We start from the raw sequence: 20,233 nt of genomic DNA on the forward strand, positions 1-20,233 counted from the left end.
TACGCCCACCCGTATCGCCGTATCGCCGTACCGGAGGCCGAGCACGCCGAACGGAAAGCACGGGCCGGGGCCGGACAGGACAGGACGACGGGAACGCATGAAAGAGGGCCTCCGCCACTGGCGGAGGCCCTCTTCACGTCCGAAGCCGCAGGGCGGCTACAGCGGTGACGACGGTTACACCGGAACCGAGGCCACGCCCGGCGCCAGGAACTTCTTGCCGTTCACGCGCTCGGAGACACCCTCGCGGTCCAGGTACGGCGTGATGCCGCCCAGGTGGAAGGGCCAGCCGGCGCCCGTGATCAGGCAGAGGTCGATGTCCTGCGCCTCGGCGACGACACCCTCGTCGAGCATGAGCCCGATCTCCTGCGCCACCGCGTCCAGGACGCGCGCCCGCACCTGCTCCTCGGTCAGGACGGTGTCGCCCTGCTCCAGGAGCGCGGAGACCTCGGGGTCCAGCTCGGGCTTGCCGCTGTCGTAGACGTAGAAGCCGCGCTTGCCCGCCTTGACGACGGCCGCGAGGTTCGGGGAGACCGTGAAACGGTCCGGGAACGCCCGGTTGAGGGTTTCCGAGACATGCAGACCGATGGCCGGACCGACCAGCTCGAGGAGCACCAGCGGGGACATCGGCAGGCCGAGCGGTTCCACCGCCTTTTCCGCCACCTCGACCGGGGTGCCCTCGTCGATGACGTTCTGCACCTCGCCCATGAAACGGGTGAGAATGCGGTTCACGACGAACGCCGGGGCGTCCTTGACCAGAACCGCCGTCTTCTTCAGCTTCTTGGCGACGGCGAAGGCGGTGGCCAGCGAGGCGTCGTCGGTCTGCTCGCCCCGGACGATCTCGAGGAGCGGCAGGATCGCGACCGGGTTGAAGAAGTGGAAGCCCACGACCCGCTCGGGGTTCTTCAGCTTCGACGCCATCTCGGAGACCGACAGCGAGGAGGTGTTCGTGGCGAAGATCGCGTGCGCCGGGGCGACCGCCTCGACCTCCGCGAACACCTGCTGCTTGACGCCGATCTCCTCGAACACGGCCTCGATGACGAAGTCCGCGTCGGCGAAGCCCTCGGCCTTGTCCAGGACACCGGTCACCAGGGCCTTGAGGCGGTTGGCCTTGTCCTGGTTGATGCGGCCCTTGCCGAGCAGCTTCTCGATCTCGGCGTGGACGTAGCCCACACCCTTGTCGACGCGCTCCTGGTCGATGTCGGTCAGCACGACCGGCACCTCGAGACGGCGCAGGAACAGCAGCGCGAGCTGCGAGGCCATCAGGCCCGCGCCCACGACGCCGACCTTGGTTACCGGACGCGCCAGGGACTTGTCCGGGGCGCCGGCCGGGCGCTTGCCGCGCTTCTGCACCAGGTTGAACGCGTAGATACCGGCGCGCAGTTCGCCACCCATGATCAGGTCGGCGAGCGCGACGTCCTCGGCGTCGTAGCCCTGCTGGAGGTCGCCGTTCTTGGCGGCGGCGATGATGTCGAGGGCGCGGTAGGCGGCCGGGGCCGCGCCGTGCACCTTGCTGTCCGCGACGAACCGGCCGCGCGCGACGGCCTGGTCCCAGGCCTCACCGCGGTCGATCACCGGGCGCTCGACCTCGACGTCGCCCTTGAGGACGTTCGCCGTCCAGATCAGCGACTGCTCCAGGAAGTCCGCGCCCTCGAAGATCGCGTCGGCGATCCCCAGGTCGAAGACCTGCTGGCCCTTGAGCTGCTTGTTCTGGTTGAGGCTGTTCTCGATGATCACCGAGACGGCCTTGTCGGCGCCGATCAGGTTCGGCAGCAGGGTGCAGCCGCCCCAGCCGGGCACCAGGCCGAGGAAGACCTCGGGCAGGGAAAACGCGGGAAGCGCCTTCGAAACGGTGCGGTACGCGCAGTGCAGACCGACCTCGACGCCGCCGCCCATCGCCGCGCCGTTGTAGTACGCGAAGGTCGGGACCGCGAGGCCCGACAGGCGCTTGAAGACCTCGTGGCCGCCCTTGCCGATGGCGAGCGCGTCCTTGTGCTCCTTGAGGAGCTCGACGCCCTTGAGGTCCGCGCCGACGGCGAAGATGAACGGCTTGCCGGTGACGCCGATACCGACGATCTCGCCGGCCGCCGCCTCCTTCTCGACCTGGTCGATCGCGGAGTCGAGGTTCGCGAGGGACTGCGGGCCGAAGGTGGTCGGCTTGGTGTGGTCGAAACCGTTGTCGAGCGTGATCAGGGCGAAGCGCCCGGCGCCGAACGGCAGGTCCAGGTGACGGACGTGCGCCTGGGTGACGACCTCGTCCGGGAACAGCTCGGCCGCGCCCTTCAGGAGTTCGGTGGTGCTCACTTGTCGCCTCCGGCGGACTCGAAGTGCGGGTTCTCCCAGATGACGGTGGCGCCCATGCCGAAGCCGACGCACATGGTGGTCAGGCCGTAGCGGACGTTCGGCTGCTCCTCGAACTGGCGGGCCAGCTGCGTCATCAGACGGACGCCGGAGGAGGCCAGCGGGTGACCGAAGGCGATCGCGCCGCCGTACTGGTTGACGCGCTCGTCGTCGTCCGCGATGCCGTAGTGGTCGAGGAAGGCCAGGACCTGGACGGCGAAGGCCTCGTTGACCTCGAAGAGGCCGATGTCGGAGATGGACAGACCGGCCTGGGCCAGCGCCTTCTCCGTGGCCGGGATCGGGCCGTAGCCCATGACCTCCGGCTCGACACCCGCGAACGAGTACGAGACGAGGCGCATCTTGACCGGCAGGTTGTTCTCGCGGGCGAAGTCCTCGGACGCGATGAGGGAAGCGGTTGCGCCGTCGTTCAGACCGGCCGCGTTACCGGCCGTGACCCGGCCGTGGACGCGGAACGGGGTCTTGAGACCGGAAAGGTTTTCCAGCGTCGTTCCCGGGCGCATCGGCTCGTCGGCGGTGACCAGGCCCCAGCCCGTCTCACCGGCGTCCGGGTTGGTGCGGCGGACCGAGACCGGCACCAGGTCGGCCTGGATCTTGCCGTTCGCGTAGGCCTTGGCGGCCTTCTCCTGCGAGCGCACGGCGTACTCGTCGGCGCGCTGCTTGGTGATCTGCGGGTAGCGGTCGTGCAGGTTCTCCGCGGTCATGCCCATGAACAGGGCGGACTCGTCGACCAGCTTCTCGCTGACGAACCGCGGGTTGGGGTCCACGCCCTCGCCCATCGGGTGGCGGCCCATGTGCTCGACACCACCGGCGATGGCGATGTCGTAGGCGCCGAAGGCGACGGAGCCGGCGACCGCGGTGACGGCCGTCAGAGCGCCCGCGCACATGCGGTCGATGGAGTAGCCGGGCACGGAGGTCGGCAGACCGGCCAGGATGCCGGCGGTACGGCCGATGGTCAGGCCCTGGTCACCGATCTGCGTGGTCGCGGCGATGGCGACCTCGTCGATCTTCTTCGGGTCGAGACCGGGGTTGCGGCGCAGCAGCTCCCGGATCGCCTTCACGACGAGGTCGTCGGCCCGGGTCTCGTGGTAGATGCCCTTCGGGCCCGCCTTGCCGAACGGGGTACGGACGCCGTCGACGAAGACGACGTCCCTGACGGTACGAGGCACGATGGCTCTCCTCCAGGTGCGGGATGGCACTGCTGCGACACGCAAGCGCTGAGCGCGCGCTCAGGACCCATGCTACTTGTGGGTAACGTAGCTGCCCAGTCCCGGAGGGCCAAGCGGCGAACGTCACACCCGGGACGGGGCCGAGGTCACCTCGCGCTCAGCCCCGCGGCGGCGCCGTCGAGCCCCGCGGTGTCAGGACGGGCGTCGGTACCGGATGCGATCCGGGACCCGACCCGGTGATCACGCCGAACAGCGTCCGCGCCGCCTCAGCGCCGAAACCGTGCACGTCATGGCTCATCGCGGAGAGCGTCGGATGAGTCAGCCGGCACAGCTGGGAGTCGTCCCAGGCGAGGAGGGAGACGTCGCCCGGCACACCGAGCCCCATCTCGGCCGCCACGGCCAGCCCGGCCACCGCCATGATGTCGTTGTCGTAAACGATTGCCGTCGGCCGGTCCGCCGGAGCGGCGGTCAGCATCGACCGGGTCGCCCGTGCCCCCGCCTCCCCGGAGTAGTCCGTGGCGACCTGCCACGCCCCGGCCAGCCCCAGAGTCCGCGCCGCCGCGTCGAAGGCGGCGGTCCGCATCACCGTGTGCCCGAGCGCGGCCGCGCCTCCCACCCGCGCGATCCGCCGGTGCCCGAGCGCCGCGAGATAGCGCACCGCCTCCGTCACCGCCGTCGCGTCGTCGGTCCACACGGACGTCAGGCTCCCGGTCAGCGTGGGGTGCCCCACCGCGACCACGGGCATCGCGAGCCGCTCGGCCGCCGCCACCCGGGGATCGTCGGCCCGGAAGTCGACCAGGATCGAGCCGCCGATCTGCCGCCCCCGCCACCACGACTCCAGGAGCCCCGCCTCTTCCTCGACGGTGCGCACCAGCCTGAGCAGCAGCGAACAGGAGTGCTCGGTCAGCACGCTCTCCACCCCGGAGACGAACTCCATGTAGAACGGTTCCAGGCCCAGCATCCGCGCCGGCCGGCAGATCGCGAGCCCCACCACGTCCACGCGCGAACTCGACAGGGAGCGTGCCGTGAGGTTCGGTTCCCAGCCCAACTCCCGCGCCGCCGCGAAGATCCGGTCCCGGGTCGCCTCCGACAGTCCCGGCTTGCGGTTGAAGGCGAGCGACACGGCACCCTTGGACACTCCGGCGCGCGCCGCCACGTCCTTTATGGTGACGCGGGACGACGGGGAGGCTGTCATCGAGCGGACTCCTGGCAGTACAGCGCGGCCCGGGCGGCGGCGGCATCCGGAGTCTCCCAGCCCTCGACCCCGATGGTCACCCGTTCCCCGGGCAGCAGGGTCACGAGCCCCCGATCGGCCCGAGCCCCCGGCGCCAGCCGGTCGGCCTGGAGCAGCAGATCCCGTACGAGGGTGTGGGCCGTGACCGTGACGCTCCCCGGTGCCACGGTCACCTCGAACTGCGGCCGCGGGTACGGGATGTCACGGTCGGGCACCGGGAAACGCACCGCCCGCAGCCCTTCCCCGCTCTCGGCATCGCCCGAGCGGGGGGACCCCCAGACGTCGGCCACCAGGAACTCCTTCGCCCCGGCCGGCTCCAGCTCGGCCGGCACCCGCACCTCGTCCACCACCCGGGCGCCGACCGCCAGTTCCACGCTCGCCGCGCCGAACACCTCGCCCTCCACGGACATCCGCCGCAACGACAGCGTCCCCGCCCACGGCTGACCCGACTGGTTCACGGCGGCCAACACCAGCCCGCTGTCCCGCATTTGAAAGGTGAGCAACCGGTCCGCATAGAGCCGCCGCAACTCGTGGTACAGCGGTTTCTCCCGCCCGTCCCCGTCGATCGCCGCCCAGGACGTCACCGGCCAGCAGTCGTTGAGCTGCCAGACGATCGTGCCCGCGCACACCGGCCAGTGCGACCGCCAGTGCTCGATCCCGGTCGCCACCGCCCGTGCCTGGTTGACCTGCGTGAGGTAGTGCCAACGGTCGAAATCCCCCTCCGGCACGGCGAAGTGGCGGGTGAGACCGCGCTCCAGTTTGCCGTTGCCGTCCTCGGCCTTCTGGTGGTGCAGCATGCCGGGGGAGTCCGCCGCGAGCTCCTCGCCCGGCAGCGCCCGCCGCAGAGTCGCGTGGGCGGGCGGCGCCTGCCAGCCGAACTCGGCCACGAATCGCGGTACTTCGCACCGGTACTCGGCGTAGTCCTGCCGGTTCCACACCTCCCACGAGTGGTGCGTCCCGTGCGCCGGGTCATTGGGATGGTGCGCCCACGATCCCGACCAGGGGCTTCCCGCCGTGTACGGCCGCGTCGGATCCAACTCGGCCACGACCCGGGGAAGCACGCCCAGGTAGTACCCCTCGCCCCAGGAGTCCCCGCCGAGCCGCTCCTCCCACCCCCAGTCCCTGAACCCCCACAAGTTCTCGTTGTTGCCGTTCCACAACACGAGCGACGGATGCGGCATCAGCCGGACGACGTTCTCGCGGGCCTCCGCCTCCACCTCGCCCCGCAACGGCTGGTCCTCGGGGTAGGCCGCGCACGCGAACGGGAAGTCCTGCCACACCAGCAGGCCCAGTTCGTCGCAGGCGTCGTAGAAGTCCTCGCTCTCGTAGATACCGCCGCCCCAGACCCGGATCAGATCGACGCCGGCGTCGGCCGCCTGTCGCAACCGCTTCCGGTAACGCTCTCCGGACACCCGGGACGGAAACACGTCGTCCGGGATCCAGTTCACGCCCCTGGCGAAGAGCCGCTCCCCGTTGACGACGAGGGTGAAACCGGTTCCGTGGGCGTCCGGGGAGGTGTCCAGTCCGACGCTGCGGAACCCGACGCGCCGCCGCCAGACATCGAGCGGCGAGCTCCCGTGATGCAACGTCAACTCGACCTCGTACAGCGGCTGCCCGCCGTATCCACGCGGCCACCACAGCTCCGCGTCCGGCACCTCGACGCGCACGACACCGCTGGTGCCCGTCATCTCGGCCCGCGCCGACCGTCCCGCCACCCGGGCCTCCAGCGTGAGCCCGGCCTCCACCCGGGTCCGCTCCACCTCCACCCGCAGCTCTACGACCCCGACCCCCTCTTCGACGTTCACCAGCGGACGCACCCGGGCGAGCCGCGCCGTCGACCAGCGCTCCACCCGCACCGGCCGCCAGATCCCCGCCGTCACCAGGGTGGGCCCCCAGTCCCAGCCGAACGAGCACGCCATCTTGCGGAGGTACTGGTACGGCTCGGAGTAGGCGGCCGGGCGGTCACCGACCTTGCCGCGCACGGCCTCCGCCTCGGCGTAGGCCGAGACGAACCGGACGGCCAGCCGCCCCTCGAGCCCCGTCACGTCGAAGCGGTACGAGCGGTGCATGTTCCGCACCCCACCGAGGAGTTGACCGTTCAGGGTGATCTCCGCGACCGTGTCGAGTCCGTCGAAGACCAGGTCGGTCTGCTCGTGCCCGGACGGCACGGCCGGCAGCTCCCTCTCGTACGTCCACTCGCGCCGCCCCACCCACGCGACCTCCTTCTCACCCAGACCGACGAACGGGTCCGGGATCACCCCGGCGGCGAGCAGATCGGTGTGCACACAGCCCGGCACCACGGCCGGGAACGCCTTTCCCTCGTGCCGCAGCTGCCATCCGTCGTCGAGCGGTGAGGCCTCCAGCATGCGCACTCCCTAAACCGGTCAAGCCCACAACTGAGCGCCACTTCTTCATCGTTGGCGGGAATCGGACTTTACCGGTTGAGAAAGCGCTGTCAGAGTGCCGAATCAGCCAACCCGCTCGTGTTCGACCAACCCGCACGTGCTCGTCCGTCCCGAGAACATCCCGAGAACGGAAGTGATGCACATGAACCGCCGTACAGTCACGATCCTCGCCACGGTCGCGGGAGCCGCCCTGCTGCTCCCGGGCTGCACCGGCACCGGAGGCAGCACGAAGGGCGCGGACGCCAAGGCGCCCGACGACCCCGCCGAGGTCAGCGGAACCATCACGGTCCTCACCGTGCGCACCGACCTCGTGCAGGACGGCACGATGAAGAAGTACGCCGCCGAGTTCAACAAGACCTATCCCAAGGTCAAGGTGGAGTTCCAGGCCCTCACCAACTACGAGGCCGAGATCAAGATCCGGATGAACACGGACGACTACGGCGATGTCCTGCTGATCCCCGCGGTGATCAAGAAGGACGACTACCCGAAGTTCTTCGCCTCCCTCGGCACCGCCGCCGAACGCGGCAAGAAGTACCGCTTCACCGACTTCACCACCGTCGACGGCAAGGTCTACGGCCAGAGCCCGGTCGGTGTGATGCCCGGCTTCGTCTACAACAAGCGGGTCTGGAAGGAGGCGGGAGTCACCGAATGGCCCACCACCCCCGCCGAGTTCCTCGCCGACCTGGAGGCGATCAAGACGAAGACCGACGCGATCCCCTACTACACCAACTTCGCCGCACAGTGGCCCCTGACCTCGTGGACGTACGTCGACGGCTCCGTCCACTGCGACCCCCAGGCGACCACGAAGCTCGCCGAGGACGACCCCTGGGCCGAGAACTCCGACCTGCGCGTCGGGGACACGCTGCTGTACGACATCGTCAAGCAGGGCCTCGCCGAGAAGGACCCGACGACCAGCAACTGGGAAGAGTCCAAACCCCGGACGGCCAAGGGCGAGATCGCCACCCAGTGGCTAGGCACCTGGGCGATCATCCAGTTCCAGGACGCCGCGAAGAAGGCCGGCGTGAACCCGGACGACATCGGTTTCATGCCGTTTCCCGCCCAGACGGACGGCACCTTCTGCGCGACCGTCGGCCCCGACTACAACCAGGCCGTGAACGTCCACTCCCCGCACAAGGAGGCGGCCCGCGCCTGGATCGACTGGTTCACCGACAAGTCCGGTTACGACCAGGACAACCTGGCGATCTCCCCGCTCAAGGATGCGGCCATGCCCGAGGTGCTGAAGCCGTACGAGCAGGCGGGCGTCAAGCTCATCGAACTGGACGACGCGGCGGGCGCGAAGGTCAAGCTGATCGACGACGAGTCCGAGGTGGGCATCTACAAGCCCGAGTACCGCCAGGATCTGGTCGACCTCGCGCGCGGCGCCAAGAAGGGCAGCCTGGACGACTTCCTCGGCGGACTCGGCAAGAAGTGGACCGAGACGCAAGCGAACGTGAGCGACTGATGGCGCACGCGCACACGCACACCCCGGCGCACCGCACCGAACAGACGAACTCCGAGGCCGTGAAACCGGTTTCGAAACGCGTGGCTCCCGCGCCGGCCCCGCGCCGGGCGCGCACCTGGCGGCTGCTGACCCCCTGGCTGTTCCTGCTCGCCCCGCTCGCCCTGCTGATCACTTTCACCTACGCGCCGATCGCCAACATGGTCGCCTACAGCTTCACCGACTGGGACGGCGTGAGTCCCGAACTGCACTACACGGGCGCCGAGAACTACACGGAGATCTTCACCAGGGAGGACCTCTTCCAGGTCTTCTGGGTAAGCGGCTACTACCTGGTTGCCTCGGTGATCCAGATCGTCGCCGCGCTCTACTTCGCGACGATCCTGAGTTTCAGCATCCGTTTCCGGAACTTCTTCAAGGGCGTGCTCTTCTTCCCGTCCCTGGTGAACGGCGTGGCAATCGGTTTCGTCTTCCTCTACTTCTTCCAGGACGGCGGCACCTTCGACACGGTCCTCGGCCTCTTCGGCTACCACACCGACCACGCCTGGCTGGGCACCCCGGCCTCGGCGAACGTCTCGCTGGCCGGCGTCTCGATCTGGCGCTACCTCGGCATGAACTTCGTCCTGTTCCTCGGCGCGATCCAGTCCATCCCGGGGGAGCTGTACGAGGCGGCCGAACTGGACGGTGCCGGCCGCTGGCACCAGTTCCGCTACATCATCCTGCCCGGCATCAAGCCGGTGCTGACCCTGACGGTGATCCTCTCCGTCTCCGGTTCGCTCTCGGCCTTCGAGATCCCGTACATCATGACCGGCGGGGCGACCGGTACCGAGACCTTCGTGATCCAGACCGTGAAGCTGGCCTTCCAGTTCAACAAGACGGGGCTCGCCTCGGCGGCGGCGGTCGTGCTGCTGCTGATCATCCTGCTGGTGACCTGGGTGCAGCGACGTCTCGTCCCCGACGACAGGGTGGACCTCGTATGACACGCCGTGCCGTGGCCCGTGCCCTCGTGTACCTGTCGCTGATCGCCGCGACGCTGGTCGTCCTGCTCCCGCTGGGCGTCGTACTGCTGACCTCGCTGAAGACCGAGAACGAGACGGCGAACGGCAGCGGAGCGCTCACCCTGCCGCACGACCTGCTCAACTTCCACAACTACGTGACGGCGTTCCGGGACGGCGGAATGCTCACGGCGTTCGGCAACACCGCCTTCATCCTCGTCGTCTCGGTCGGCGGAACCGTTCTCATCGGGTCGATGACGGCGTACGCGATCGACCGGTTCACCTTCCGTTTCCGGAAACTGGTGATCGCCCTGTTTCTGGTCGCCGCGCTGGTCCCCGGGGTGACCACCCAGGTGGCCACCTTCCAGATCGTCCACAGCCTCGGCATGTTCGACACCCGCTGGGCCCCGATCGCCCTCTACATGGGTACGGACATCGTCTCGATCTACATTTTCCTACAGTTCGTGCGCTCGATCCCGATCTCCCTCGACGAGGCCGCCCGCCTCGACGGCGCCAACGCCTTCACGATCTACCGGAAGATCATCTTTCCGTTGCTGAAACCGGCGATCGCGACGGTCGTGATCGTGAAGGGGATCGCCGTCTACAACGACTTCTACATCCCCTTCCTCTACATGCCCTCACAAGATCTTGGCGTGATCTCGACGTCCCTGTTCCGCTTCAAGGGCCCCTACGCAGCCCACTGGGAAACGATCTCGGCAGGAGCGGTGCTGGTCATCCTGCCGACACTGATCGTCTTCCTCGCCCTCCAGAAATACATCTACAACGGTTTCATGAGAGGAGCGACGAGGTAACCGCTTGCGGCGCGTGCAGCCAGTGCAGCCCGTACGGCGCGTGCAGCGCGCACCGCTCGTGCGGCTCGTACTCAGGCCTCCCGAGCGGGCCGCTGAAGTCAGGCACCCTGGCCGGCCAGCGCCGCAGCGAGCACCGGAGCGACCTGCTCCACCTGCCACGGCCGCGCCCCGTACGACGTGAGCGCACCGGCAACCGCTTCCTCGTCGGCGGCCGGAGGCTCCCAGCAGACCCGCCGCACCGCGTCCGGAGCGATCAGGTTCTCCTGCGGCATGTTCAGCTCCTCGGCCAGCGCGGAGACAGCGGTCCGCGCCGCGGACAGCCGCGCCGCCGCCACGGGGTCCTTGTCTGCCCAGGCCCGCGGCGGCGGCGGGCCCGCCACCGGCTGCCCGGGCTGCGGCAGCTGCGCCTCGCTCAGCGCCTTGGCCCGGTCGACCGCCGCCTGCCACTGCTCCAGCTGCCGCCGGCCCATCCGGTGCCCGAACCCGTTCAGCGCGGCCAGCGCCTGCACGTTCACCGGGAGCGACAGCGCCGCCTCCACGATGGCCGCGTCCGACAGCACCTTGCCCGGCGACACGTCCCGCCGCTGCGCGATCCGGTCCCGCGTCTGCCACAGCTCCCGCACGACACCGAGCTGCCGCCGCCGGCGCACCTTGTGCATGCCGGACGTACGGCGCCACGGGTCCTTGCGGGGCTCGGCCGGCGGGGCGGACGCGATGGCGTCGAACTCCTGGCGGGCCCAGTCCAGCTTGCCCTGCCGCTCCAGCTCCTTCTCCAGCGCGTCGCGCAGGTCGACCAGGAGCTCGACGTCGAGAGCCGCGTACCGCAGCCAGGGCTCGGGCAGCGGCCGGGTGGACCAGTCCACCGCGGAGTGGCCCTTCTCGAGGACGAAGCCCAGTACTCCCTCGACCATCGCGCCGAGGCCGACCCGCGGGAACCCGGCGAGCCGTCCGGCCAGCTCGGTGTCGAACAACCGCGTCGGCACCATGCCTATCTCGCGCAGACACGGCAGGTCCTGGGTGGCCGCGTGCAGCACCCATTCCACGCCGGACAGGGCCTCGCCGAGCGCGGAGAGGTCGGGGCAGCCCACGGGGTCGATCAGCGCGGTGCCGGCGCCCTCGCGACGCAGCTGCACCAGATAGGCGCGCTGTCCGTAGCGGTAGCCGGAGGCGCGCTCGGCGTCCACGGCGACGGGGCCGGTACCGGCGGCGAAGGCGGCGATCACCTCGGCGAGGGCCGCTTCGTCCGCGATCACGGGAGGGATGCCCTCGCGCGGTTCGAGCAATGGTGTCGGCGCCCCGGAATCAGCTGATCCGCCGTCGTCCGGAGGGGCGCCTCCGGTGGTTCGCAGTGAACTGGCTGCTGCGGTTTCTTGGGCGTCGGTCACCTGTCAAGGGTATCTGTGTATGGACGGCGCCCGCCGACGGAACGTTCCGTCGGCGGGCGCCGGAGGGTCGTAAACCAGTCAGGACGGTGAACGAAGGGGAAGGGGTCGGGAAGAAACCGGGCAGAGACGGGAGGAGTCGGGCCGGGGGGCACGGGCGTTCCCGGGGGTGGATCCCCGGGTGCCGGGTGGGGTGTCAGTGGATGATGCCGGTCCGCAGGGCCACCGCGACCATGCCGGCGCGGTCGCCCGTGCCGAGCTTGCGGGCGATACGGGCGAGGTGGCTCTTGACGGTCAGCGCGGACAGGCCCATCGAGACGCCGATCGCCTTGTTGGACTGGCCTTCCGCGACCAGTCGCAGCACCTCGACCTCGCGGCCGGAGAGCTCGCGGTAGCCGCCCGGGTGACTCGGGGCACCCGGGGGGCGGCGGTGCAGACGGGCGGCGGAGCCCATGGGGGCGGCACCGGGTCGGCTGGGGAGGCCGAGGTTGGTGCGGGTGCCGGTGACGACGTAGCCCTTGACGCCGCCCGCGAGGGCGTTGCGCACGGCGCCGATGTCGTCGGCGGCGGAGAGGGCGAGGCCGTTGGGCCAGCCCGCGGCACGGGTCTCGGACAGAAGGGTGAGGCCGGAGCCGTCGGGCAGGTGGACGTCGGCGACGCAGATGTCGCGGGGGTTGCCGATGCGGGGACGAGCCTCCGCGATGGACGAGGCCTCGATGACGTCGCGCACACCGAGCGCCCACAGATGGCGGGTGACGGTGGAGCGGACGCGCGGGTCGGCCACGACCACCATGGCGGTGGGCTTGTTCGGGCGGTAGGCGACCAGGCTTGCGGGCTGCTCGAGGAGAACGGACACCAGGCCTCCTGGGTGGGGGACGGGGGGCCGGCTCGCGGGGCTTGTGGGGAGGAAGCCGGGACGAACCGTGCTTTCAAGGTCACAGTCGTCTTCGGCAGCGAACCCGGGGTCCTTTAGAGAATGATCACGATCTAGTGAGTAACAATACGTGCAATTCGGACACGCGATCGATCATCCGAAGATCGAGTCGGTTTAAGTGGGTGTCTTACGGGATCGAAAATGGCCGTATCGACAAAGAGATGGTCAACGTGACTGGGGCCCCCTGCGCTGCGGCAGCGTCACCACCGACGCGTCCCCCGGACCGGCCGGCGGCAGCCCGGCCACCTGCGCCAGCAGATCGCACCAGGACGCCAGGTGCGCCCCCGCCTCCGGGATCCCGCCCAGCCCCTCGCGCGGCGTCCAGGAGGCCCTGATCTCGATCTGCGAGGTCGCCGGGCGCTCCGCCAGCCCGCCGAAGTAGTGCGAACTCGCGCGCGTGACGGTCCCGCTCGGCTCGCCGTACGTCAGCCCGCGCGCCTGGAGCGCGCCGGTCAGCCACGACCAGCACACCTCCGGCAACAGCGGGTCCGCGGCCATCTCCGGCTCCAGTTCGGCCCGGACGAGGGTCACCAGCCGGAACGTTCCGCGCCAGGCGTCGTGCCCGGCCGGGTCGTGCAGCAGCACCAGCCGGCCGTCGGCCAGGTCCTGGTCGCCGTCCACGACCGTCGCCTCCAGCGCGTACGCGAACGGGGCGAGCCGTTTGGGGGCCGGTGTCGGCTCCACCTCGATCTGCGGCCGCAGCCGGGCCGCCCTCAGTTGGTCGACGGCCGCCCGGAAGGGCGGTGGAGCCGACCTGGTCCCATCCGGGTCCCCCTCGTTCGCGTCATCCATCCCGCCAGCGCCGTCCGACAGTCGTCCCTGAGCCGCAGCCATGCGGGGAAGATTAAGGGGAACGGGGCCTTCGCGCAGGGCAAGACACCCGTGCGCGGCCCGCGGACGGGTGCGCGCTGGGCGAACAGGCGCACGGGCCGCGCACGCCCGAGGCGCACGACACCGACGGGGCAGGGGCAGGGCGTGGGCATGGCAGGGGGCGGGCTCACCGTCTCGGGCGTCGTGCGAGACTTGCCGTCGTGAGTGCGAACGAGAGCCCGGCGGGCCGGCAGCCGACAGCGACCTACGACAGTGCCTTCCTGAAGGCGTGCAGGCGTGAACCGGTGCCGCACACGCCCGTGTGGTTCATGCGGCAGGCCGGGCGCTCACTGCCGGAGTACCGCAAGGTCCGCGAGGGCGTTCCGATGCTCGAGTCCTGCATGCGGCCCGAGCTGGTCACCGAGATCACCCTCCAGCCGGTCCGCCGGCACGACGTCGACGCGGCGATCTACTTCAGCGACATCGTCGTCCCGCTCAAGGCCATCGGCATCGACCTCGACATCAAGCCCGGTGTCGGCCCGGTCGTCGAGCGCCCGATCCGCACCCGCGCCGACCTCGCCCAGCTGCGCGACCTCACCCCCGAGGACGTCTCCTACGTCACCGAGGCCATCGGCCTGCTGACCGCCGAACTCGGCGCCACCCCCCTCATCGGTTTCGCGGGCGCTCCTTTCACCCTCGCGAGCTACCTCGTCGAGGGCGGTCCGTCCCGCACGTACGAGAACGCCAAGGCGATGATGTACGGCGACCCCGAGCTCTGGGCCGACCTGCTCGACCGCCTCGCGGAGATCACCTCCGCCTTCCTGAAGGTGCAGATCGAGGCGGGCGCCAGCGCCGTCCAGCTCTTCGACTCCTGGGCCGGCGCGCTCGCCCCGACCGATTACCGCCGCTCGGTGCTGCCCGCCTCCGCGAAGGTCTTCCGCGCGGTCGAGGGGTACGGCGTCCCGCGCATCCACTTCGGAGTGGGCACCGGCGAGCTGCTCAGGCTGATGGGCGAGGCCGGGGCGGACGTCGTCGGCGTCGACTGGCGCGTCCCGCTCGACGAGGCCGCCCGCCGGGTCGGCCCCGGCAAGGCGCTCCAGGGCAACCTCGACCCGACCGTCCTGTTCGCCGGCACCGAGGCCGTCGAGGCCAAGACCCGCGAGGTCCTCGACACGGCCGCCGGCCTCGAGGGCCACGTCTTCAACCTCGGCCACGGCGTCATGCCGTCCACCGACCCGGACGCGCTCACCCGCCTCGTCGAGTACGTCCACACACAGACCGCCCGCTGACCCCTCTCACCAGGTGTGCCGGGGGCGCGCCCGTCTGCCGAACAGCAGACCGCGCGGCTCCGGCGGCGGGGGCGTGCCCGGCTTGAGCGGCCAGGCGAGCAGCATGCCGGCGAGGAAGCCGACGACGTGCGCCGCGTACGCCACGGTGCCCGCGCCGGAGACGCCCTCCCCGGAGGAGTACACCGCCTGGAGCACGAACCAGAATCCCAGCACCAGCCAGGCCGGCAGCCGCAACGGCAGAAACACCAGGAACGGGACGAGCACCCACACCCTGGCCTTCGGATACAGCACCAGATACCCGCCCAGCACCCCCGCGATCGCCCCCGACGCCCCGATCAGCGGGTCGGTCGAGTCGGCGTTGAGCAGGGCGAAACCGTACGACGCCGCGTAGCCGCAGGCGGCGTAGAAGAGGGCGAAGCGCACGTGCCCCATGCGGTCCTCGATGTTGTTGCCGAAGATCAGCAGGAACAGCATGTTGCCCAGCAGGTGCAGCCATCCGCCGTGCAGGAACATCGCGCTGAGCACGCTCAGCGCGGGCGACTTGTCATAGCCCGGCGGGGCCAGCACACAGCCCGCGCCGCGCACGTCTCCGGTGGGGACGAGCTGCGGAAGCTGATGGTGGATCAACTCCCGTGGTACGGCGGCGTAATGCTCCAGGAAGGCGTGCAGATGACACGTCTGGGCCAGGCTGCTGTCGCCCGCCGTGGAGCCGGACAGGCCGGGCATGAACAGGAAGACGAAGACGTTCGCCGCGATGAGGGCGTACGTCACCACCGGGGTGCGGCGCACGGGATTCACGTCATGGACGGGGATGACCACAAGGAAGTACTGCCCCCGATCCGTTCGGCGAACCGGTGAACGGGGATCCCCACGGGCGCGTATGAACCGTCAACTGCTCGCGGCACGAAGGAAGGCGGGCCGCGGGGACGACGTGAGGAACAGGCGATGAACGACCGAGTTACTCCCCCGATGCACGCCACTCCCGACGGCGAGGCGGAGATCTCCCTGGTGATCCGGCTGCCCTGGGAGGACGTGGCACGGCTCGGCCAGGAGGCCGGGCGGCTCGCCGCGCAGATGCAGCGGCCGGTGACGTTGGACGAGGCTGTCAGCAGCCGTCTGCGGTCGCGGCCGGCTCCCGCGGCGCATGCCAAGCCCGCCGAGCAGCCGCCCGCCGCGGCGGTTTCCGCGTTGCCGCGACTGAGTGGAACCGCTTGAGAAACGTTGCGGGATTCGGGTGCGCGGGGGCTGGTCGCGCAGCTCCCCGCGCCGCTCGGGCCGGTTGGCCCGACGCCCCGCCCGGCTAGGAGTCGCGTACCTTCGCCGATGCCTTTCTCGCCGCCACCAGTACGGGATCCCACACCGGCGAGAACGGCGGCGCGTATCCGAGGTCCAGAGCCGTCATCTGTTCCACCGTCATCCCGGCCGTCAAGGCCACCGCCGCGATGTCGACGCGTTTGCCCGCGCCCTCCCGCCCGACGATCTGGAGGCCCAGCAGACGGCCCGTCCTTCGCTCGGCGAGCATCTTGACCGTCATGGGGGAGGCGCCGGGGTAGTAGCCGGCGCGGCTGGTCGACTCGATGGTGACCGCTTCGAACCGGAGACCGACGCGACGGGCGTCCTTCTCACGGAGGCCCGTGCGGGCGATCTCCAGATCGCACACCTTGCTGACGGCCGTGCCGACCACGCCGGGGAACGTGGCGTAGCCGCCCCCGACGTTGGTGCCGATGACCTGGCCGTGCTTGTTCGCATGGGTACCCAGGGCGATGTGGCGCTCCTGTCCGGAGACCAGGTCCAGGACCTCGACGCAGTCACCGCCGGCCCAGACGCTCCCGTCGGCAAGAGGCCCGCGCACCCGCATCGCCAGGTCCGTGAGGAGCCCGCCGTGAGTGCCCAGGGGCAGCCCCGCGGCCTTCGCGAGCCCGGTCTCCGGGCGGACCCCGATGCCCAGCACCACCACGTCGGCCGGGTACTCGGCGTCCTCGGTCACCACCGCCCGCACGTGACCGTCCTCGGCGGTGCGCACTGCGATGACCTCGGTGTCGTTCACCATGGTGATGCCCAGGCCCTCCATGGCCCGGCGCACCAGCCGCCCCATGTCCGGGTCGAGGGTCGACATCGGCTCGCTGCCCCGGTTGACGACCGTCACCTCGTAGCCGCGCTTGATGAGCGCCTCGGCCATCTCCACGCCGATGTAACCCGCCCCCACGACCACGGCCCGCTTCCCACGCGCGCGTGCCAGCGTGTCGATCAGCGCCTGCCCGTCGTCCAGGGTCTGCACCCCGTGCACGCCCTGAGCGTCCATGCCCGGCATGTCCGGCCGGATCGGGCGGGCCCCGGTCGCGATGACGAGCTTGTCGTACGACGTCCAGGACTCCGCCCCGGAATCCACCGCGCGCGCGCGTACCCGCCGCCCCGCGACGTCGATCTCCGTGACCTCCGTGCGCAGCCGCAGGTCGATCCCCCGCGCGCGGTGTTCCTCGGGCGTGCGGGCGATCAGATCGTCCCGCCCGTTGACGTCACCGCCCACCCAGTACGGGATGCCGCACGCCGAGAAGGACGTGAAGTGGCCGCGCTCGAAGGCCACGATCTCCAGCTCCCCGGGCCCCTTCAGACGGCGGGCCTGGGACGCCGCGGACATGCCCGCGGCGTCCCCGCCGATCACCACCAGTCGCTCGATGCTCATGCGAACACGCTACGGGGGACTCGCAGTTCAGCGCTGCTCGGGCTCGCCCGTCCCGGCCCCGGCCTGCCCGGCCTGCCCGGCCTGCCCGGCCTGCCGGGCCTCGGTCGGCCCGGCCTCCGCCTGCACGGCTCCGGTCTGCCCGGGCACGCTCAACCGGTCCCGGCTCGCCTCTGCCGCCCGCCGGCGCGGTCGCACCAGCCGCAGCCACGCCAGCACGAGCAGGACGCCCACCGCCAGGAACGGCAGCGCCGCGCCGAACACGACGGCGATCCAGCGCAGCATCGTCACGAACGCGTCCCAGCCGCCCGCCAGCGCGTCCACGAACCCGGGATCGTCGTCCTCGGCGGCCGCGACGACCGGCTTCTCCGACAGGGTCAGCGTGACGGTCGCCAGGCTCGTGCGGTCCTTCAGGGACGCCTGCTGGGCGAGCAGCGCCTCGAGGTCGGACTCCCGGCTGCTCAACTCACCCTCCAGGGTGACCACGTCGCTCAGCTTGGTGGCCCGGTCCATCAGCTCGCGGACCCGGGCGACACTGGCGCGCTGCGAGGTGATGCGGCTCTCGACGTCGACGACCTGGTCGGTGACGTCCTGGGCCTTCGCCGTGCGCTCCAGGAGCTTGCCCGAGCCCTGGAGAGCGGCGAGGACGTCGTCGTACTTCCCGACGGGCACGCGCAGCACCACGCGGGTGCGCTCGGCGCCGTCCTCGTCCCGGGTGGTCGTCTCGTCGCCGATATAGCCGCCCGCGTTCTCGGTGGTCGCGCGAGCCTCGTCCAGGGCCTTCGGCACGTCCTTGACCTGCACGGTCAGGGAGGCGGTGCGGATGATGCGGTTGACGGTGAGGTCGGGTGCGGAGGTCGCCTTCGAGCCGCTCGCGCCCGCGCCCTGCTTGCCGTCCTGCACCGCTCCCGCGTCCCCGGCGCCGGCCTCTCCGACCGCGGCCTTGTCGGCCGTACTGCTCGCGCCCATGTCGTCCGCGCCGCCGCACCCGGTGAGCGCGAGGGCCGCGGCCAGCGAGATCGCGGCCAGGGCGTGGGCCGGCCGTGCGGAACGTCGTACGGAGCGTCCTGCGGAACGTCGTGTGCGCATGTGGGTGTACCCCCCGAGCTTCTGACAACCTGACGCCCCTTCGACGCCCGGGCGGGCCGAAACGTTGGCGGGGATCGGTTCCGAAGAGGTCACGGTCGGGACGCGGAGAGGACACCGGGGCGCGGCGGGGGTGTCAGTGGGGTCTGAGAGAGTGGACGCATGAGCTCAACGGGTGCGGGCACGGGGCAGCACGTCGTCGTCATCGGAGCCGGGATCGCCGGGCTGGCCGCCGCCCACAGGCTGCTGGAGCGCGGGGCGCGGGTGACCGTCCTCGAGGCCTCCGGCCGGGTGGGAGGCAAGCTGCTGCCCGGCGAGATCGCGGGCGTGCGCGTGGACCTCGGCGCCGAGTCGATGCTGGCCCGCCGGCCCGAGGCGGTCGCTCTCGCGCGCGAGGTGGGCCTCTCCGACCGCCTTCGGTCGCCGGCCACCGCGACGGCCTCGATCTGGACCCGCGGCGCGCTGCGCCCCATGCCCAAGGGCCACGTCATGGGCGTGCCCGGCGCGGCGACCGCCCTCGCCGGAGTCCTCTCCGACGAGGGGCTCGCCCGGATCGAGCGCGACGCCGACCTGCCCCGCACCGAGGTCGGGGACGACGTGGCCGTCGGGGAGTACGTGGCGGCGCGCCTGGGCCGCGAGGTCGTCGACCGCCTCGTCGAACCGCTGCTCGGCGGGGTGTACGCCGGTGACGCCTACCGGATCTCGATGCGCTCCGCCGTCCCGCAGCTCTACCAGGCGGCACGGACCCACACCTCGCTGACGGAGGCGGTCCGCGAGATCCAGGCGAAGGCCGCCGCCGGCCAGCAGACCGGCCCGGTGTTCATGGGCGTCGAGGGCGGCGTGGGCTCCCTGCCGCTCGCGGTCGCGGAGTCCGTGGAGGCACGCGGCGGCGAGATCCACACGCGCGTACCCGTGACCGGACTGCGCCGCGCGCCCGGCGGAGGCTGGCACGTCACCGCGGGGGAGCGGGTGCTGCACGCCGACGCCGTGGTCGTCGCCGTGCCCGCGCCGGCCGCCGCCGCGCTGCTGGCCGCCGAGTCCCCCGAGGCCGCCGCCGCACTGCGCACGGTGGAGTACGCCTCCATGGCCCTGATCACCCTCGCCTACCGGCGCGCCAACACCGCAGACGCCCTGCCCGACGGCAGCGGTTTCCTCGTCCCGCCCGTCGACGGACGCACCATCAAGGCGTCCACCTTCGCCTCCCAGAAGTGGGGCTGGATCGCCGACGAGAACCCGGACACGGTCGTGCTGCGCACCTCCGTGGGGCGGTACGGCGAGACGGAGATCCTGGGTCGCGAGGACGCCGACCTCGTCGACGTCTCCCGGCACGACCTGCGCGCCGCCACCGGCCTGGACGCCACGCCCCTCGAAACCCGCGTCACCCGCTGGACGGACGGCCTGCCCCAGTACCCGGTCGGCCACCACACGCGCGTGGCCCGCATCCGCGAGCACGTCGCCGAGCTCCCCGGCCTCGCGGTCTGCGGCGCCCAGTACGACGGCGTGGGCATCCCGGCCTGCATCGCGAGCGCGTACGCGGCGGTCGACCAGCTCGGCGGCGACCTGAGCGCCGTACGGGAGCTCGCGGCCAACCCGGTGCAAAATCTGCACGGCGGAGCGGGAGAATGA

At 70.8% G+C, this 20,233-nt stretch carries 16 protein-coding genes; 6 read left to right on the forward strand and 10 right to left on the reverse strand.

Annotated features, from left to right (window positions below; all coding sequences use genetic code 11):
• Positions 1-174 precede the first annotated feature (174 nt).
• The 4 genes from G9272_RS34090 to G9272_RS34105 all read right to left on the reverse strand — a co-directional run bounded on the left by G9272_RS34090 (position 175) and on the right by G9272_RS34105 (position 7,124).
• Complete coding sequence (locus tag G9272_RS34090) at positions 175-2,301, reverse strand: 3-hydroxyacyl-CoA dehydrogenase NAD-binding domain-containing protein (protein WP_171400067.1); 2,127 nt, start codon at positions 2,299-2,301, stop codon at positions 175-177.
• A complete protein-coding gene (locus tag G9272_RS34095) occupies positions 2,298-3,524 on the reverse strand; it encodes a thiolase family protein (protein ID WP_171400068.1) in 1,227 nt (408 codons plus the stop codon). The genes G9272_RS34090 and G9272_RS34095 overlap by 4 nt, the downstream gene beginning before the upstream one ends.
• Positions 3,525-3,681: 157 nt before the next feature.
• On the reverse strand, positions 3,682-4,719 hold the full coding sequence (locus G9272_RS34100; protein WP_171400069.1) for a LacI family DNA-binding transcriptional regulator: 1,038 nt from the start codon (positions 4,717-4,719) through the stop codon (positions 3,682-3,684).
• Positions 4,716-7,124 carry a glycoside hydrolase family 2 protein gene (locus tag G9272_RS34105; RefSeq protein WP_171400070.1) on the reverse strand — a complete coding sequence of 803 codons (2,409 nt, stop codon included), beginning with the start codon at positions 7,122-7,124 and terminating at the stop codon, positions 4,716-4,718. The genes G9272_RS34100 and G9272_RS34105 overlap by 4 nt, the downstream gene beginning before the upstream one ends.
• A gap of 181 nt (positions 7,125-7,305) precedes the next feature.
• Here G9272_RS34105 and G9272_RS34110 point away from each other — a divergent pair, with 181 nt between their 5' ends.
• The 3 genes from G9272_RS34110 to G9272_RS34120 are packed head-to-tail and all read left to right on the forward strand — an operon-like array spanning position 7,306 to position 10,426.
• A complete protein-coding gene (locus tag G9272_RS34110; protein ID WP_171400071.1) occupies positions 7,306-8,625 on the forward strand; it encodes an ABC transporter substrate-binding protein in 1,320 nt (439 codons plus the stop codon).
• On the forward strand, positions 8,625-9,599 hold the full coding sequence (locus G9272_RS34115) for a carbohydrate ABC transporter permease (protein WP_171400072.1): 975 nt from the start codon (positions 8,625-8,627) through the stop codon (positions 9,597-9,599). Before G9272_RS34110 ends, G9272_RS34115 begins: the two co-directional genes overlap by 1 nt.
• Positions 9,596-10,426: a carbohydrate ABC transporter permease gene (locus G9272_RS34120; protein ID WP_171400073.1), complete on the forward strand. Its 831-nt coding sequence runs from the start codon at positions 9,596-9,598 to the stop codon at positions 10,424-10,426. The genes G9272_RS34115 and G9272_RS34120 overlap by 4 nt, the downstream gene beginning before the upstream one ends.
• A 98-nt stretch (positions 10,427-10,524) precedes the next feature.
• Here the strand turns inward: G9272_RS34120 and G9272_RS34125 are convergent, their stop codons facing one another.
• From G9272_RS34125 to G9272_RS34135, 3 genes are all read right to left on the reverse strand, one after another.
• The gene (locus tag G9272_RS34125; RefSeq protein ID WP_171400074.1) at positions 10,525-11,811 is read right to left on the reverse strand and encodes a ribonuclease D; all 1,287 of its coding nucleotides are present in this window, start codon (positions 11,809-11,811) and stop codon (positions 10,525-10,527) included.
• A 193-nt stretch (positions 11,812-12,004) separates the two neighbouring features.
• The gene (locus tag G9272_RS34130) at positions 12,005-12,664 is read right to left on the reverse strand and encodes a helix-turn-helix transcriptional regulator (RefSeq protein WP_020125228.1); all 660 of its coding nucleotides are present in this window, start codon (positions 12,662-12,664) and stop codon (positions 12,005-12,007) included.
• Positions 12,665-12,907: 243 nt separating this feature from the next.
• Positions 12,908-13,534, reverse strand: coding sequence for a DUF3000 domain-containing protein (locus G9272_RS34135; protein ID WP_437184332.1), 627 nt, complete (start codon positions 13,532-13,534; stop codon positions 12,908-12,910).
• Between the two features lie 239 nt (positions 13,535-13,773).
• Between G9272_RS34135 and hemE the strand changes: the two genes are divergently transcribed.
• Positions 13,774-14,841 carry a uroporphyrinogen decarboxylase gene (hemE, locus tag G9272_RS34140; RefSeq protein ID WP_171400076.1) on the forward strand — a complete coding sequence of 356 codons (1,068 nt, stop codon included), beginning with the start codon at positions 13,774-13,776 and terminating at the stop codon, positions 14,839-14,841.
• Positions 14,842-14,847: 6 nt separating this feature from the next.
• Here hemE and G9272_RS34145 read toward each other — a convergent pair whose 3' ends face one another.
• Positions 14,848-15,660 (reverse strand): rhomboid family intramembrane serine protease, encoded by an 813-nt coding sequence (locus G9272_RS34145; RefSeq protein ID WP_171400077.1) that lies wholly within the window; start codon positions 15,658-15,660, stop codon positions 14,848-14,850.
• Between the two features lie 126 nt (positions 15,661-15,786).
• Between G9272_RS34145 and G9272_RS34150 the strand changes: the two genes are divergently transcribed.
• Positions 15,787-16,056, forward strand: coding sequence for a hypothetical protein (locus tag G9272_RS34150; RefSeq protein WP_171400078.1), 270 nt, complete (start codon positions 15,787-15,789; stop codon positions 16,054-16,056).
• 85 nt (positions 16,057-16,141) lie between these two features.
• Here the strand turns inward: G9272_RS34150 and G9272_RS34155 are convergent, their stop codons facing one another.
• Entirely contained in the window at positions 16,142-17,524 is a 1,383-nt protein-coding gene (locus G9272_RS34155; protein WP_171400079.1) for an FAD-dependent oxidoreductase, read from the reverse strand.
• Between the two features lie 27 nt (positions 17,525-17,551).
• Positions 17,552-18,610, reverse strand: coding sequence for a DUF4349 domain-containing protein (locus G9272_RS34160; RefSeq protein WP_171400080.1), 1,059 nt, complete (start codon positions 18,608-18,610; stop codon positions 17,552-17,554).
• 159 nt (positions 18,611-18,769) lie between these two features.
• On the opposite strand from G9272_RS34160, the gene hemG reads away from it, so the two are divergent.
• Positions 18,770-20,233, forward strand: coding sequence for a protoporphyrinogen oxidase (gene hemG, locus G9272_RS34165; protein WP_171400081.1), 1,464 nt, complete (start codon positions 18,770-18,772; stop codon positions 20,231-20,233).

The sequence above is a fragment of the Streptomyces asoensis genome, from assembly GCF_013085465.1.
GTDB classification, from domain to species: Bacteria; Actinomycetota; Actinomycetes; order Streptomycetales; family Streptomycetaceae; genus Streptomyces; species Streptomyces cacaoi_A.

Bases quoted from the DNA above. Each gene is read 5' to 3' on its own strand.
- G9272_RS34155 (WP_171400079.1), bottom strand. From the start codon at position 17,524: ATGAGCATCGAGCGACTGGTGGTGATCGGCGGGGACGCCGCGGGCATG.
- G9272_RS34160 (WP_171400080.1), bottom strand. From the start codon at position 18,610: ATGCGCACACGACGTTCCGCAGGACGCTCCGTACGACGTTCCGCACGG.
- hemG (WP_171400081.1), top strand. From the start codon at position 18,770: ATGAGCTCAACGGGTGCGGGCACGGGGCAGCACGTCGTCGTCATCGGA.
- G9272_RS34100 (WP_171400069.1), bottom strand. From the start codon at position 4,719: ATGACAGCCTCCCCGTCGTCCCGCGTCACCATAAAGGACGTGGCGGCG.
- G9272_RS34105 (WP_171400070.1), bottom strand. From the start codon at position 7,124: ATGCTGGAGGCCTCACCGCTCGACGACGGATGGCAGCTGCGGCACGAG.
- G9272_RS34115 (WP_171400072.1), top strand. From the start codon at position 8,625: ATGGCGCACGCGCACACGCACACCCCGGCGCACCGCACCGAACAGACG.
- G9272_RS34150 (WP_171400078.1), top strand. From the start codon at position 15,787: ATGAACGACCGAGTTACTCCCCCGATGCACGCCACTCCCGACGGCGAG.
- G9272_RS34135 (WP_437184332.1), bottom strand. From the start codon at position 13,534: ATGGATGACGCGAACGAGGGGGACCCGGATGGGACCAGGTCGGCTCCA.
- G9272_RS34110 (WP_171400071.1), top strand. From the start codon at position 7,306: ATGAACCGCCGTACAGTCACGATCCTCGCCACGGTCGCGGGAGCCGCC.
- G9272_RS34120 (WP_171400073.1), top strand. From the start codon at position 9,596: ATGACACGCCGTGCCGTGGCCCGTGCCCTCGTGTACCTGTCGCTGATC.